The following is a 14,531-nucleotide window of genomic DNA, read 5'->3' on the forward strand; positions in this document are numbered from 1 at the left end:
CAAATGGCCCGGATCGCTCTGGACCATTCTCGTTCGAACGATCAGAGATCGATCAGCACCGACTTGGTGCGCATCGCCCCCATATAGGCTTCGCGGCCGAGATCCTTGCCGAGGCCGGAACTCTTGTAGCCACCGGTCGGCAGGATCATGTCGCGTGAACGACCATAGCGGTTGACCCAGACGGTGCCGGCTTCCAGCTTGCGCGACATACGGATTGCCCGCGACAGGTCGCGGGTGAACAGGCCCGATGCCAGACCGTAGGTCGGGTGGGTGGCGAGTGCTGTTGCTTCTTCCTCGGTTTCGAATGTCTGGATGCTCAGGACCGGTCCGAAAATCTCTTCCGTCACGGCCGGGTTGGTTTCATCGACACCGGCCAGAATGGTCGGCGCATAAAAATAACCCTCCGATTGCATGCGGCAGCCGCCGGCCACGACTTCCGCACCCGCAGATTTGGCGGCATCGACGATGGCTTCGATGCGGGCGATCTGGGTCTCGGAAATGATCGGGGAATACGTGGTGTCGGCATCCCATGTCTTGCCAGGCCGCATCGCCGCCATATGGCCGGCGATCTTGGTGGCGAGTTCTTGCGCCACTGATTTCTCGGCGATCAGGCGGGATCCGGCGACGCAGACCTGGCCGGCATTGCCGGTGATTGAGCGGGCGATACAGGCGGCGGCGAGGTCGATATCGGCATCGGCAAACACCACCTGCGGGCTCTTGCCGCCAAGCTCCAGCGTCATCGGCTTGATGCCGGTGCGGGCGATATCCTGCATGATCTGCGCACCGGCGTGGGTGGAGCCGGTAAAGCTGACCTTGCCGACCAGCGGATGCGTGGTGATGGCAGTCCCGGTCACCGGGCCATCGCCGAGCACGACATTGACGAGACCGGCCGGGATGCCGGCGCGCACTGCCAGTTCGGCGAGATACAGCGTCGAGAACGGCGTCATTTCCGATGGTTTGATGACAATGCCATTGCCGGCGGCAAGCGCTGGGCCAAGTTTCCACGCGGCCATGGACAGCGGCACGTTCCAGGGCGCGATCGCGCCGATCACGCCATAGGGTTCATGCAGGATCATGCCCATCTGCGCGCCGGCGGTCGGAACGACCTGGCCACCTTCCTTGTCGGCAAATTCCGCGAAAAAGCGGATATGGTCGGCGCAGTTGACCACGTCGCTCTGGCGCGCCTGGGTGATCGGTCGGGTCGAGCAGACGGCTTCCAGCTGTGCCAGATAACTGGCTTCCTCATCGATCAGGTCGGCGAAGCGCCGCAGGATGCGCGCGCGATCCCGCGGCATGCAGGTCGCCCAGTCGGATTCGCGCTGAACGCGTGCCGAAATCCGGATCGCCTCATCCACCAGCGCCGCGTCGGCGACCGGAATAGCGGCCAGCGGTTTGCCGTCGCTCGGGCGCCGGATTTCCAGCGCGTCCGCGCCCTCGACATAACGTCCGTCGATAAAATGGCCCTTCGGCAGGCGAAGCGTGGCGGGATCAAAGGAGAGCGTCATGCAAGGTCCATCTGTTTTTCAAGCGATCGGCCGAGGATGTGTGCTCGACCGTGGTGCCGACAGGTTACCGGAGGATGGATGGGCATTTGTGCCGTATGGACCTCAGGGGACCGAAGATACTGCGCATTTGGCGCCCTGCCCAAGAAACTCGGCAGAAGAAAATGATGCGCAGCCACGGGTAAAGCGCGGAATATGCTGCGATACCTCTCTAGAGTGTTATTCTGTCAGAAGCGGCGGTGAGCGGATAGCGGCATGGAAACGAGAAAAATCGACAATTTCGAGCTTCAGCTCGTTCCGATGGCGGAGGAGCATATTCCTCGGTTGCACGAGCTTTCGATCGCCGTGAACTGGCCGCATCGCCCCGAGGACTGGGCCGTGGCACTGGCGCTCGGCGAAGGTGTCGTCGCTTTTGACGAGATCGGCCGCCCGGTCAGTTCGGCCATGCTGTTTCCACTCGGCGAAGGTGTCGCCAATATCGGCATGGTCATCACCTCGCCGCGCCTGCAGAACCATGGCGCCGCCCGGTGGCTGATGGATGAAATGTTGCAGCGGACAAAAGGCAAGGTACGGCGGCTCAACGCCACCAAGGCCGCCTACAATCTCTATCTTTCGATGGGTTTTCAGCCATATGCGCTGGTGCTTCAGCATCAGGGAACGGCAATTGCCTTGCCAGGCGAAGATACGCGGGTGGGGTCCATGACCGACGCCGACATTGGCGCGATCATCGACGCCGACCGTCGCGGTTTCGGCTCCGACCGCAGCCATGTCGTCGAACATCTTCTGCGGCTGTCGGAAGCGACGGTGCTGGCGGAAAATGGCAGGATCAATGGTTACGCCCTGTGTCGCCGCTTCGGCCGTGGCCATGTGCTCGGCCCGGTCGTGGCCGCCAGTGAAGAGGATGCCATCGCCCTGATCCGCCCGCTCATTGCGGCTCACGAAGGCAATTTCCTGCGCATGGATACGCGCCATCCGAACGGACCGCTGCAGGCAGCGCTTGAACAGGCGGGCCTTGTCCTGTTCGATCACGTCACCACGATGCAACTGGAGCCGATCGGCAAGGCGCCGGAACTGACGGTGTACGGACTGGCCAATCAGGCATTGGGATAGGATCTGCCGCGCCAACCTCCACCGGTGGAGAGACGTGACTTCTGCTCTGGCTGGATCGCAAACTCCCCGATATCATGCACGCGATGGCCGGATGGCCGGATAACGCAAGGGTACAGACGTGAAGCTTGACCGCATCGACATTCGGATTTTGCACGAGTTGCAGAAAAACGGACGCCTGACGAATGTTGAACTTGCCGACCTCGTTCACCTGTCGCCCAGCCCCTGCCTGATGCGGGTGAAGAAGCTGCAGCAGGTCGGCTATATCACCGGTTATTCCGCCCATATCGATTTGGCAAAACTCGGGCCCACCGTCACGGTGTTTACCGAAGTTACGCTCAGCAACCATCGCCAGAACGATTTTTCGCGCTTCCAGCAAGCGATAGAAAAGGTTGAAGAGGCGATAGAATGCCACCTTATTTCCGGTGGTTATGACTATCTGTTGAAATTCGTGACGGCCAGCATTTCCGACTATCAGGAATTGATGGAGCGCCTGCTCGAGGCCGAGATCGGCATCGACAAGTATTTCAGCTTCATCGTGATGAAATCACCCTTCGTGAAACACCACCTGCCGCTGCGCACCCTGTTTCCCGAGTCTTGAAGATGAATCCGCCCGCCAGTCGGACCGGCAGGCGCTCGTCCTGTCGTTGCTGATCAGACGATGCGGTCGCTGACCGCCCTGGTAATTTCGTCCGTCGAATTCTGTCCGGGTGTCGTGCCGATGCCCGCTGCCGTGGTCGCCTCGATGGCCGCCATGACCCGAGCGGCCGATGCGGTTTCGCCCAGATGTTCCAGCATCATCGCCGCCGACCAGATGGCGGCGATCGGGTTCGCAATGCCGAGATGAGCGATATCCGGTGCCGAACCATGGACAGGTTCGAACATGGACGGGGCAGAGCGGTCCGGGTTGATGTTGGCGGACGCCGCAAAACCCAGCCCGCCCTGGATGGCAGCACCGAGATCGGTAAGGATATCACCGAACAGGTTGGAAGCCACAACGACATCCAGTGTTTCCGGCGCCATCACGAAGCGGGCAGCAATCGCATCGACGTGATAACGCGACACCTCGATATCCGGATATTCGGCGGCGAGCTGATCGGTGACCTCGTCCCAGAACACCATCGAATATTTCTGGGCATTCGACTTTGTCACCGATGCCAGTTTGCCGCGCCGTTTCCGGGCCTGCTCGAAACCGAAACGCAAAATTCGCTCGACGCCCTTACGGGTAAAGATCGAGGTTTCGACCGCCACTTCATCGGCCGTGCCCTGATGCACCCGGCCGCCAGCACCGGAATATTCACCCTCCGTGTTTTCCCGGATGCAGAGAATGTCGAAATTGTCAGTCCGCAACGGGCCGACCACGCCCGGCAGAAGGCGATGAGGTCGAATGTTGGCGTACTGGGTGAAATTCTTGCGGATGGGCAAAAGCAATCCGTGCAACGATACCGAGTCCGGCACTTTCTGCGGCCAGCCGACGGCACCGAGCAAAATGCCATCGAATGCGCGCAATGTTTCGCTGCCGTCTTCCGGCATCATCCGTCCGGTCTTGAGAAAAGTGTCGCAGGACCAGTCCAACCAGGTGCCGTCGAGCTCCACGCCGTCGAGCGCGCAGGCCTGTGAAATCACCTTCCATGCGGCCTGAGTGACCGGTGTTCCAATCCCGTCGCCGGGGATCAATGCAATCTTGTGGGCAGCCATCGATGTCTCCTCATGTCTTTGTCGCAAGGGTCGCAGACCTCTCCGTGATTTGCTGCCGGTCTTTTCGACGAGCGCAGCATATTCTGCCCGGCGCTGGAAAAGAACCGCATGATCGTTCGCGCCCGACGTTGCACATATGGATCAAGACGAAAGGATGTTTTCATGCTTGGGCTTTCAGATACCTCTCTTTTCCAGACGAGCTGCCTGATCGGCGGCGAATGGCGTGATGCGTCAGACGGCGCACGTATCGCGGTGGTCAACCCCGCCGATGGACAGGTGATCGCCGAGGTGCCCGACTGTACGGCAGAGGATACGGCGCAGGCGATTGCCGCTGCTCAAAAGGCACTACCGGAATGGCGCGCCCGCCCGGCGGCAGAGCGTGCGAAACTTCTGGAACGCTGGTCAGCGCTGCTTAACGAGCACACGGAAGATCTGGCACGCATCCTGACGCTCGAACAGGGAAAGCCGCTTGCCGAAGCGCGTGGCGAAATCGCCTATGGCAATGCCTTCATCAAATGGTTTGCCGAAGAGGCCCGCCGGATCGGCGGCAGCACTATCCCGTCGCCGACAGCCGGGCGCCGCATCATGGTGATGAAGGAAGCCGTCGGCGTCTGCGCCATCATCACACCGTGGAATTTCCCAAACGCGATGATCACCCGCAAGGTCGCGCCGGCATTGGCTGCCGGCTGCACCGTCGTCATCAAGCCCTCCGACTTCACACCGTTGTCGGCGCTCGCGCTTGGCGTTCTGGCCGAGCGGGCCGGAATCCCGGCCGGTGTCATAAATGTGCTGACAGGCAAGCCCGAGGCGATCGGTGGCGTGCTGACCTCCAGCCCTGTGGTGCGCAAACTGTCCTTCACAGGCTCGACCCGCGTCGGTTCGCTGTTGATGCAGCAATGCGCCGGCACAGTGAAGCGCCTGTCGCTGGAACTCGGCGGCAACGCGCCGTTTATCGTGTTCGATGACGCCGATCTCGATCTCGCCATTGAAGGCGCGTTGCAATCAAAATTCCGCAATGGCGGCCAGACCTGCGTCTGCGCCAACCGCATTCTTGTCCAGGCCGGCATTTACGACGCCTTCTCGCAAAAGCTGGCGGCACGTGTGTCCGCAATGAAGGTCGGCGATGGCCTGACGGATGGCATGGATATCGGCCCGATGATCAACTCGGCCGCCGTGGAAAAGATCAACCGCCATGTCGCAGATGCGCTCGCCAAGGGTGCCAAGGTCATTTCCTCGGCCGTTTCCGGCGCAGAGGGCGCGCAGTTCGTGACGCCCGTGGTTCTGAGCGGCGCCACCACGCAGATGATACTCGCCCAAGAAGAAACCTTCGGGCCTGTGGCGCCGCTTTTCCGTTTCGAAACCGAAGAAGAGGCGATCGCCATTGCCAACGACACGCCTTTCGGTCTCGCCTCATACTTCTACACCCGCGATCTGGCGCGAGCTTTCCGTGTCGGTGAGGCGCTGGAGACCGGCATGGTGGGGTTGAACACCGGGCTGATCTCGACCGAGGTGGCCCCCTTCGGCGGCATCAAGCAGTCGGGCCTCGGGCGGGAAGGTTCGCAACTGGGTATCGAGGAATATCTCGAGACCAAGACCTTTCATATCGGCGGACTGTAATTGACAAAGATGGGGACGCGGATGTCTGTGCAGGAAATACTCTCCGATCTGGTCGCCATCCCGTCACTTCCCGGCACGCCAAATACTGTGGTGACCGATTGCCTACGGTCACACCTGTCGCATGACGGCATCGACGTGACGGTTCTGCCGGGACCGGAAAGCGACCGCGCCAACCTGTTCGTAACAATAGGTCCGCGCGACAAGCCGGGTTACATCCTGTCCGGCCACAGCGATGTCGTGTCGGTCGACAATCAGGTCTGGGCATCCGATCCGTTTCGGCTCTCCGTAAGTGGAGAAAAAATGACTGGACGCGGCACCACCGACATGAAGGGTTTTCTTGCCTGTATTCTGGCCATGGTGCCGGAGTTTGCCGCCATGCCTCTGCGCCGCCCGGTGCATCTGGCGTTTTCCTATGACGAGGAGATTGGCTGTCGCGGCGTCGGCCACATGATTGCCCAGCTCCCGGAGCTTTGCGCCCCACCGGTGGGCGCCATCATCGGCGAGCCGAGCGGCATGCGGCCGGTCTTGTCTCACAAGGGCAAACAGTCGCTGGAGCTGCACTTTACCGGCAAGGCGGGTCACTCTTCCAAACCGGCGCTCGGCGAAAATGCCATATATGCCGCAGCCGACATGCTGGTGCATATCCGTGAGATGGCGCAATCAATGGAAAGGGATGGGCCTTTCGACCAGCGGTTTGCACCGGCTCATTCTACCTGCCAGGCCGGCGTGATACACGGCGGCGCTGCCGTCAACATCATTCCCGACAGCGCCGAAATCCAATTCGAAGCACGCGCCATACCGGGCATTGATCCGCGTGCGCTGAGCATCTCGATTATCGACCGTATCGACGCGCTCAACGCCGAAGCGAAGGCGACAGGACGCAATCTTTCGGCCACATGGCGTGAAACCTCCCAGTATCCAGCGCTGCCGCCCTGCGAGGATCGCGGGTTTGTCGCGCTGATGGAGCGGCTCAGTGGCAATCTTTCGGTTCAGGCCGTCAGCTACGGCACCGAGGCGGGGCTGTATCATGAGGCCGGCATTCCATCGATCATCTGCGGGCCAGGCGATATCGGGCGGGCGCATGGTCCTGACGAATTCATTCTTCTGTCCGAGTTGCAGGAATGCCTGGCGATGCTGCGCAGGCTCGGTGCAGAATTGTGTCGCGACGTCTGACGCCAGATTCTCAAGAAAGCCATTTCATGACCAATGACATTACCCGCAAAGTGCTCGCCCACGCCGGCTTCAAGAGTGCACTTACCCATATCGATGCTGGCTATGACCGCTTCGTCGACGAACTGATCACGCTGACCGAGATCCCCGCTCCCCCTTCCGGGAAGAGCGCAAGGCTGCCGCCTATCTGGACATGATGCAGGAAGCCGGGCTGGAAGAGGCCGCACACGACGAGATCGGCAATGTCTGCGGCCTGATCCGCGGCACCGGCAATGACGGTTATCTCGTCGTTGCCGCACATCTGGACACGGTCTTTCCCGAAGGCACCGATGTTACCGTTCGCCGTGAGGGGACCAAACTTTTCGCACCGGGCGTCGGTGACGACACGCGCGGCCTTGCCGCCAACCTGACGCTGATGCGCGCCATCAAGCAGTCCGGCATACGCCCGAAAAAGACGATCCTGTTCGTCGGTGATGTCGGCGAAGAGGGCAAGGGTGACCTGCGCGGCATTCGCCATCTGTTTACGGAAGGCCAGTATCGCGACCGCATCGACGGCTTCATTTCCGTCGATGGCCCGGAAACGGCGCGCATCGTCAATCAGGCGGTCGGCTCCTATCGTTACCGCGTGACCTTCAATGGTCCTGGTGGCCATAGCTATGGCGCGTTCGGCACGGTCAATCCGGCCTATGCCATGGCCGAAGTGCTGACGGGGCTTTCGGAACTGCATTTGCCGACGGAACCCAAAACCACCGCGACCCCTTCCGTCTTCGGCGGCGGCACCTCGATCAACGCGACGCCCGAAACCGTGTGGTTCGAACTCGATCTGCGCTCCGTGTCGCAAACCGAGCTTGACCGCATCGATGGCGAATTCCATGCCCTGCTGGAAAAGGCGGTCGCTGCCGAAAACGCCCGTGCCGACATCTCTACCGGCAAGGTAACGGTCGAGGCCAAGCGCATCGGCCACCGCCCCGCAGGCGCCGTTGCCGACAATGCGCCAATCATCACGTCGAGTCTCGATGCGATCAAGGCTTTCGGTTTTGAACCGCGCCTGACGGCATCGTCCACCGATGCCAATATTCCGATCAGCCTCGGCGTGCCGGCGGTCTGCATCGGTTCCGGCTCGGGTGTCGGCGGCCGTGCCCACTCGCTCGAGGAATGGATCGACGTGGATCGTGAACCGCAACTGCGCTCACTGCATGCGCTTTTGGCTGTGATCCTCGGCGTTACCGATCTGGAAGATTGAGCCAGGTCATATGGTTTATTGCTGTACGCCCAAGGCGGGCAGCCCTGTGCACCTAACTGGAGAAGCAATGACCTTTCAGATCCTGTCCTATCCCGGCCGTGTAGAAACGTTCCGCAAGATTTTTGGCCGCGATATGCCGGAGGTCGGCTTTGCGGGCTCGGTGGAAGAGGCTGATCCGGCCGATGTGCGTTATCTGATGGCCTGGACATTTCCGGACAATCTCGCAAGGCGTTACCCCAATCTCGAATTGATCTTCTCGACCGGCGCCGGCATCGACCAGATGACCGCCGTCGATATCCCGCCGGGCGCAAAACTGGTGCGGATGATCGAGGAGGGCGTTACCACGCTGGTGCGCGATTATGTGGTGATGGGCGTTCTCGGCCTGCACCGCGACCTGCCGGCCTTTCTCGCGCAGCAACGACAGGAAATCTGGAAGACCCGCGATTTCGTCTGGCCTGACGAGCGGCAGGTCGGCATTCTCGGCTTGGGCGAACTCGGCATGGCGACCGTCAATGCGCTGCGCCCCTTTGGTTTCAAGCTGGCTGGCTGGAGCCGCACCGCCAAAACCATCGACGGCGTCGATTGCTACCACGGCGCCGATGGCCTGCGCGACATGCTGGCCGGAACCGATATCCTCGTCTGCCTGCTGCCGCTGACGGATGAAACGCGCCATATCCTCGATGCGACACTTTTCGCACAATTGCCGAAGGGTGCCGGCCTCGTGCATGCGGGCCGTGGCGGCCATCTCAATCAGGACGCACTTCTTGAAGCACTCGACAGCGGCCATCTCGCCGGTGCGTTCGTGGATGTCACCGATCCCGAGCCGCTGCCGGTCGGCCACCGTCTGTGGTCGCATCCGCATGTTGTGCTGACACCGCATATCGCCGGCCACAGCCGCCCGGAAAGCGCCGCCGAGGCGACCATCACCAACATCCGCCGGCATCTGAACGGCGAACTGCCGAAGGGGCTGGTCGATCCGAAGCACGGATATTGATCCGGATGGTCGGGTGTCGCACATGCCTTGTGGCAGCAACGTTCGCAGCACGTTCGAAACTTGGCAGAAAATGCGGCAACGGCATCCATCCCCGGCGACCTGCAACTGCCGCCTCATGCGAGGATCGGATGTTATCGCAGTGGAGGCTTCATGCAGACCGTTACCGCTTCTGACATCAACATCGTCGATCTCGGACCTCCCGATGCAGTCGAGGCGCAGCGTCTGTCCCAGCAGGAAGCCTGGCCGCATCGTCTGGAAGATTGGCAGTTTCTGCTCGAGATCAGCCAGGGTTTTGGCGCGGTGTGTGATGGCAAACTGATGGGAACGGCGCTGCTCACGCCTTACGGTGATACGGCGGCTACCTGCAACATGATCATTGTCGATCCGGCAATGCGCGGCCTTGGTGTCGGGCGCCGGCTGGTGGAAAAGCTGCTGGAACGTGCCGGTGGTCGCGAATGCCGACTGATCGCCACACAGTCAGGTCTGCCGCTTTATGAGAAACTCGGTTTCGTCGCGACCGGCGAGATCCGTCAGTATCAGGGCATTGTCAGCGCTGCCTCCATTGATGCCGAGGTCGCTGAGGTGACGTATGCCGACTTACCGGAACTGATCGCATTCGATGCGGCAGCCCAGGGCCTCGACCGCCGCGCCTTGATGAAGCTGTTGATCGAGGAAAAGCCCTTTTTGCTGTCGCGGGATCAAAACGGTCTGCGCGGTTTTGCCTCCTGCCGCCCGTTTGGACGCGGCCACATACTCGGGCCGCTGGTTGCGCGAGACGAAGAAGCTTTCAGGACGCTGCTTGCAGCCTCCATCGCACGCCATGACGGAAAGTTCCTGCGTGTGGATCTTACCGATGCGGCGGCGGATGTCGCGCTGGTCGAAGCCGCGGGCCTTGCCCATGTCGGCAGCGGTATCGCAATGACCCGGCCCGGCGCACAAGGAGCCACCCCATACGGCGGCGGGCGTGTCTATGCGCTGGCCAGCCAGGCGCTGTGTTGATTTTTCTTCGATAGTGCAGTGATCAAAAAAGACCCGGAAACAGCGATGTTTCCGGGTCAAGTCGTTGGGGATTCTGCTGCGTGGGTCGGCTTCAGCCGACGATGACGTAGATTTTGCGCACGGTTTCGATGGTCTTCCAGATGCCAACATAACCTGGCTTCATCATGAAACTGTCGCCCTTGCGGAAAATGCGCGGCTCCTGGCCCTGTTCAGTCAGTTCGATGACACCTTCTAGCAGGTGGCAGAACTCGAACTTCTCGCCTTTGATGGAATGGTTTGAACCCGGCGTGGCTTCCCAGATACCGGTGATCACTTCACCGTTGCGGGCATCCTCGAATGCCCATGTGCTGTAGGTCGGATCACCCTCCACCAGCTTTTCCGGGTCGCATTTGCGTGTCACCGGCGTGCCGAGTTTCGACTGGTCGAATTTGATGAGAAGGCTCATGTCTTGCTCCTGAAAATTACTGGAAGCGGTCGAGCGCCTTGTAATAGGCGCCGACCAGGGGAAGAAACCAGGGTTTGCCGAAATGGCCGGGAACTGCGTTCCAGGCGAGGCCATCCCAGGGATTGCGGTTGATGCAACCTGTCATCAGGTCGGCCATGATCTCGCCCATGTGGGTGGCAAGCTGCGCACCGTGGCCGGAGTAACCCATGGCGTAATAGAGGCCCTCGGCCTCGCCGGCGCGCGGGTAGCGGTCCTTGGTCATGTCCACCAGACCACCCCAGCAATAATCGATGTCGATATCGGCCAGATGCGGAAAGATTTTTGCCATGCTGTCGCGCAGGATTGCGCCGGCCTTGGCATCGGAACGCTGGTCCGAACTGGCGGAGAAACGCGCCCGCCCGCCCCATATCAGCCGGTCGTCCGGCGCCAGGCGAAAATAATTGCCGACGTTCATGGTGTTGACGTAGGTGCGCTGGCCCGGAACCGTCGCCGCCACCTCGGCATCCGTCAGCGGACGGGTGGCGATCAGAAAACTGCCGACCGGAATAATGCGGCGGCGGAAGAAGGGGAAAGCAGCGGTGGTATAGGCGCCGGTCGCCAGCAGAACCTTGCCTGCCGAAATTTCGCCGCGTGGCGTCCTCAGCCGCCAGACATTGCCGTCACGCTCGCGCGAAGTCACGGGTGTCTCCTCGTGGATGACGGCACCGTGACGGGCTGCGGCTGTTCCAAGCCCGCTGACGAACCGGCCCATATGCATCATCGCGCTCTTTGTCTGCAACATGCCGCCATGAAAGGCGTCGGAACGCACCTCGTTGATGAGGTCGGCGCGGCTGAGCATTGCGGTATCCGGGTCGGCATCCTTGTGCAGCGCCTCGAAATTGCGGGCGAGGCCCTCGTAGTGCGCCGGTTTGGAGGCCAGCTTCAGCTTTCCGGACCGCCGGAAATTGCAGTCGATTTTCTCATCCGCAATGATCCGCTCGATCGTGGCAATGCCATCGTCGAACGCCTTGTAGATAGCACGTGCCTTGTCTGGGCCGAAGGTTTCACGGGCATGGCCGTAACTGTGAGCGATGCCGTTGTTGAGATGGCCGCCATTGCGGCCCGATGCCCCAAAGCCGACAGTTTCGGCTTCGAGCACCACGACGGAATGCCCCTCCTGAGCCAGCTTGCGGGCAGCACCCAGCCCGGTAAAGCCCGCGCCGATGACCGCATAGTCAAAGCTGCCGCCAGCGGCATCTTTCGATGCCGCATCGAAGGCGGGCGCCGTATCGTGCCAGTAGGAGAGGTATTTCATGTCACATCCTCAAAGGCCAAACACGCCCGGCAGGCCGCCAATGCCCTTGATCTCGGTATACTCGTAGAACGGGTTGGCCGGCTCGTGTTTGCGGTTGACCCAGACTTTTGACTTGATGCCGAGATCATGCGCCGTCATCAGGTCGTAGCGGAAGGACGAGGAGACATGGGTAATGTCTTCCGGCCCGCAACCCAGAACGTCGAGCATGTATTCAAAGCCATTCATCTGCGGCTTGTAGGTGCCGGTTTCTTCCGCGGTGATCACCTTGAAGAAAGGCGCGCCGAGCTTTTCGACATTGGACATGATCTGGCTCTTCATCGCATTGGACAGGATGACGAGCGGGATCTCTTTGGCAACGGCTGCGAGCCCGGCCGGTACGTCGGCATGCGGACCCCAGGTCGGAACTTCCTCATAGATGCGCTTTGCATCTTCGGCCTTGAACGGCACGCCATGTTTCTCGCAAGTGCGCTCCACGGCATTGTGAACCACGTCCGCATAAGGCTTCCACGCGCCGAGAACTTCGTCGAGACGATAAGCGGAAAAGCTCCTGATGAAGGCGAGCATGTCAGGTTCGGCCAGATCATCGCCGTAAATGCGTCGTGCGGCGCCCGCCATGTCGAAATTGGTGAGCGTGCCGTAACAATCGAAGGTGACGAACTTCGGTCGGAAAGTCATGGCGGGAATTCCTGTGTTGCGAGCGTTGGCGAGCCTTCGCGGCTCCTGACACAAATCCTATGGCCTGTTTGAAGATGGACCGGCCGCATTGCGGGTCGGCAGAAGCACAAAACACCGTATGTCGAGGCCGCGGCGATAGGATCTTGCGGGAGCCGCGCGAACGCTGTCCCGCCATTGCCATCTGCTTTGCGCTGCGCCGGCATATCCTTTGGCATCATCGATCACGAACAGCGCAATCTTTCGTGGCAGCCGGTCAATCAACCGAACAGTGCGCGTTCCGGGCCGGATAATCGGGCCATATCAAAGGTCGCCACTGCTCATCTGAACGATGCAGGTCGGGCGCAACAACCGGAAATGATCATGCTGTCCAATTCTCTTGTCGAACTCGATCGCCGCCATCTCATCCATCCGGTCGCCAGCTGGCGTGGTCATGAAGCGGCCGGCGTGCGCGTGCTGACGTCGGGACAAGGTGCCACGGTGCGCGATGCTTCGGGCAAGGAACTGATCGACAGTTTTGCCGGCCTGTGGTGCGTCAATGCCGGGTACGGGCAGGAAAGCGTCGTCGAGGCCGCCATGAAGCAGATGCGCGAACTGCCCTATGCCACCGGCTATTTCAGCCTCGGTTCGGAACCGGCAATCCGGCTGGCGGCACGTCTGGCCGATCATGCGCCCGGTGACCTCAACCATGTCTATTTCACGCTCGGCGGCTCCGACGCTGTCGATAGCACGGTGCGGTTCGTCCGGTATTACTGGCACGCGCGCGGTCTGCCGCAGAAGGACCAGTTCGTTACGCTGGAATACGGCTATCACGGCTCCTCGACCGCCGGCGCCGGCCTTACCGCCATTCCCGCTTTCCATGCCGGTTTCGGCGTGCCTTATGACTGGCAGCACAAGATCCCGTCGCCCTATCCCTACCGCAACCCGGTGGGTGATGATGCTGCCGCCATCATCGAACACTCGAAGGCACAGTTTCTGGCAAAGATCGAGGAATTGGGCGGGCCGGAACGCGTCGCGGCATTTTATGCCGAACCGATCCAAGGGTCCGGCGGCGTCATCGTGCCGCCCAAGGGCTGGATGAAGGCAATGCGCGATCTGTGCACCGAATACGACATTCTCTTCGTCGTCGACGAAGTCATCACCGCTTTCGGCCGCACCGGCCCGATGTTTGCTTCGAGCGAAGACGGCATCGTGCCGGATATGATCACCACAGCGAAGGGCCTGACTTCTGGCTATGTGCCGATGGGTGCCGTGTTCCTGTCGGAAAAGGTCTACCAGACGATTGCCGACGGTGCCGGCAAGGCAGTCGTTGGCCATGGTTATACCTATTCCGCGCACCCGGTCTCGGCTGCCGTTGGTCTCGCAGTCCTCGACCTCTATGAGGGCGGACTGCTCGACAACGGTCGCCTGATGGGCGAGCGCCTGCAGGCAGGTCTCCAGTCACTGAAGGATCATCCGCTGGTCGGCGATGTGAGAGGTCGCGGCATGCTGGCCGCGATCGAGCTGACCACCGACAAGGCCAAGAAAACACCGCTGCCCGCTGCATCCCTGCCTTCGACGCGTATCTTTGAGCGCGCCTGGGATGCCGGCCTTGTCATTCGCGCTTTTGCCTGGGGTGTCATTGGTTATGCGCCGCCTCTGTGCTGCACCGAAGCCGAAATCGACGCCATCATCGAGCGCACCCGGCATGTGCTTGACCTGACGCTCGAGGACGCGGATGTACGTGCGCAATTGGGCTAGACCATTTTGAACAGGAACACGCCGCGACCGTTGCCGCTGCGTGATCCGCA

14 protein-coding genes are annotated in these 14,531 nt (G+C 60.9%); 9 read left to right on the forward strand and 5 right to left on the reverse strand.

Annotation, left to right across the window (positions count from 1 at the left end):
• Positions 1-41: 41 nt before the first annotated feature.
• The gene (locus ACQY1P_RS05195) at positions 42-1,505 is read right to left on the reverse strand and encodes an aldehyde dehydrogenase family protein (protein WP_430253285.1); all 1,464 of its coding nucleotides are present in this window, start codon (positions 1,503-1,505) and stop codon (positions 42-44) included.
• A 252-nt stretch (positions 1,506-1,757) separates the two neighbouring features.
• Here ACQY1P_RS05195 and ACQY1P_RS05200 point away from each other — a divergent pair, with 252 nt between their 5' ends.
• Positions 1,758-2,612, forward strand: coding sequence for a GNAT family N-acetyltransferase (locus tag ACQY1P_RS05200; protein WP_430253287.1), 855 nt, complete (start codon positions 1,758-1,760; stop codon positions 2,610-2,612).
• Positions 2,613-2,730: 118 nt separating this feature from the next.
• Complete coding sequence (locus ACQY1P_RS05205) at positions 2,731-3,210, forward strand: Lrp/AsnC family transcriptional regulator (protein WP_092662674.1); 480 nt, start codon at positions 2,731-2,733, stop codon at positions 3,208-3,210.
• A gap of 53 nt (positions 3,211-3,263) precedes the next feature.
• Here ACQY1P_RS05205 and ACQY1P_RS05210 read toward each other — a convergent pair whose 3' ends face one another.
• Positions 3,264-4,307: a tartrate dehydrogenase gene (locus tag ACQY1P_RS05210; protein ID WP_430253289.1), complete on the reverse strand. Its 1,044-nt coding sequence runs from the start codon at positions 4,305-4,307 to the stop codon at positions 3,264-3,266.
• 162 nt (positions 4,308-4,469) lie between these two features.
• On the opposite strand from ACQY1P_RS05210, the gene ACQY1P_RS05215 reads away from it, so the two are divergent.
• From ACQY1P_RS05215 to ACQY1P_RS05240, 6 genes are all read left to right on the forward strand, one after another.
• Positions 4,470-5,924, forward strand: coding sequence for an NAD-dependent succinate-semialdehyde dehydrogenase (locus ACQY1P_RS05215; protein WP_430253291.1), 1,455 nt, complete (start codon positions 4,470-4,472; stop codon positions 5,922-5,924).
• 21 nt (positions 5,925-5,945) lie between these two features.
• Entirely contained in the window at positions 5,946-7,097 is a 1,152-nt protein-coding gene (gene argE / locus ACQY1P_RS05220) for an acetylornithine deacetylase (RefSeq protein ID WP_430253293.1), read from the forward strand.
• Between the two features lie 26 nt (positions 7,098-7,123).
• On the forward strand, positions 7,124-7,291 hold the full coding sequence (locus ACQY1P_RS05225) for a hypothetical protein (protein WP_430253295.1): 168 nt from the start codon (positions 7,124-7,126) through the stop codon (positions 7,289-7,291).
• Complete coding sequence (locus ACQY1P_RS05230) at positions 7,288-8,337, forward strand: M20/M25/M40 family metallo-hydrolase (protein WP_430253297.1); 1,050 nt, start codon at positions 7,288-7,290, stop codon at positions 8,335-8,337. Before ACQY1P_RS05225 ends, ACQY1P_RS05230 begins: the two co-directional genes overlap by 4 nt.
• A gap of 67 nt (positions 8,338-8,404) precedes the next feature.
• Positions 8,405-9,331: a 2-hydroxyacid dehydrogenase gene (locus ACQY1P_RS05235; RefSeq protein WP_092662684.1), complete on the forward strand. Its 927-nt coding sequence runs from the start codon at positions 8,405-8,407 to the stop codon at positions 9,329-9,331.
• A gap of 150 nt (positions 9,332-9,481) precedes the next feature.
• Positions 9,482-10,330: a GNAT family N-acetyltransferase gene (locus tag ACQY1P_RS05240; RefSeq protein ID WP_325265765.1), complete on the forward strand. Its 849-nt coding sequence runs from the start codon at positions 9,482-9,484 to the stop codon at positions 10,328-10,330.
• Positions 10,331-10,421: 91 nt separating this feature from the next.
• Here the strand turns inward: ACQY1P_RS05240 and ACQY1P_RS05245 are convergent, their stop codons facing one another.
• The 3 genes from ACQY1P_RS05245 to ACQY1P_RS05255 are packed head-to-tail and all read right to left on the reverse strand — an operon-like array spanning position 10,422 to position 12,744.
• A complete protein-coding gene (locus ACQY1P_RS05245; RefSeq protein WP_092662688.1) occupies positions 10,422-10,775 on the reverse strand; it encodes a cupin domain-containing protein in 354 nt (117 codons plus the stop codon).
• A gap of 16 nt (positions 10,776-10,791) precedes the next feature.
• Entirely contained in the window at positions 10,792-12,069 is a 1,278-nt protein-coding gene (locus ACQY1P_RS05250; RefSeq protein WP_430253299.1) for an NAD(P)/FAD-dependent oxidoreductase, read from the reverse strand.
• A gap of 9 nt (positions 12,070-12,078) precedes the next feature.
• Positions 12,079-12,744 (reverse strand): haloacid dehalogenase type II, encoded by a 666-nt coding sequence (locus ACQY1P_RS05255; RefSeq protein ID WP_325265767.1) that lies wholly within the window; start codon positions 12,742-12,744, stop codon positions 12,079-12,081.
• A 360-nt stretch (positions 12,745-13,104) separates the two neighbouring features.
• Here ACQY1P_RS05255 and ACQY1P_RS05260 point away from each other — a divergent pair, with 360 nt between their 5' ends.
• Entirely contained in the window at positions 13,105-14,481 is a 1,377-nt protein-coding gene (locus ACQY1P_RS05260; RefSeq protein ID WP_430253301.1) for an aspartate aminotransferase family protein, read from the forward strand.
• Positions 14,482-14,531: the final 50 nt, after the last annotated feature.

The sequence above is a fragment of the Neorhizobium sp. DAR64872/K0K18 genome (genome assembly GCF_050500175.1).
Classification (GTDB): Bacteria; Pseudomonadota; Alphaproteobacteria; order Rhizobiales; family Rhizobiaceae; genus Neorhizobium; species Neorhizobium soli.

Bases quoted from the DNA above. Each gene is read 5' to 3' on its own strand.
- ACQY1P_RS05195 (WP_430253285.1), bottom strand. From the start codon at position 1,505: ATGACGCTCTCCTTTGATCCCGCCACGCTTCGCCTGCCGAAGGGCCAT.
- ACQY1P_RS05200 (WP_430253287.1), top strand. From the start codon at position 1,758: ATGGAAACGAGAAAAATCGACAATTTCGAGCTTCAGCTCGTTCCGATG.
- ACQY1P_RS05210 (WP_430253289.1), bottom strand. From the start codon at position 4,307: ATGGCTGCCCACAAGATTGCATTGATCCCCGGCGACGGGATTGGAACA.
- ACQY1P_RS05215 (WP_430253291.1), top strand. From the start codon at position 4,470: ATGCTTGGGCTTTCAGATACCTCTCTTTTCCAGACGAGCTGCCTGATC.
- argE (WP_430253293.1), top strand. From the start codon at position 5,946: ATGTCTGTGCAGGAAATACTCTCCGATCTGGTCGCCATCCCGTCACTT.
- ACQY1P_RS05225 (WP_430253295.1), top strand. From the start codon at position 7,124: ATGACCAATGACATTACCCGCAAAGTGCTCGCCCACGCCGGCTTCAAG.
- ACQY1P_RS05230 (WP_430253297.1), top strand. From the start codon at position 7,288: ATGATGCAGGAAGCCGGGCTGGAAGAGGCCGCACACGACGAGATCGGC.
- ACQY1P_RS05235 (WP_092662684.1), top strand. From the start codon at position 8,405: ATGACCTTTCAGATCCTGTCCTATCCCGGCCGTGTAGAAACGTTCCGC.
- ACQY1P_RS05240 (WP_325265765.1), top strand. From the start codon at position 9,482: ATGCAGACCGTTACCGCTTCTGACATCAACATCGTCGATCTCGGACCT.
- ACQY1P_RS05245 (WP_092662688.1), bottom strand. From the start codon at position 10,775: ATGAGCCTTCTCATCAAATTCGACCAGTCGAAACTCGGCACGCCGGTG.
- ACQY1P_RS05250 (WP_430253299.1), bottom strand. From the start codon at position 12,069: ATGAAATACCTCTCCTACTGGCACGATACGGCGCCCGCCTTCGATGCG.
- ACQY1P_RS05255 (WP_325265767.1), bottom strand. From the start codon at position 12,744: ATGACTTTCCGACCGAAGTTCGTCACCTTCGATTGTTACGGCACGCTC.
- ACQY1P_RS05260 (WP_430253301.1), top strand. From the start codon at position 13,105: ATGCTGTCCAATTCTCTTGTCGAACTCGATCGCCGCCATCTCATCCAT.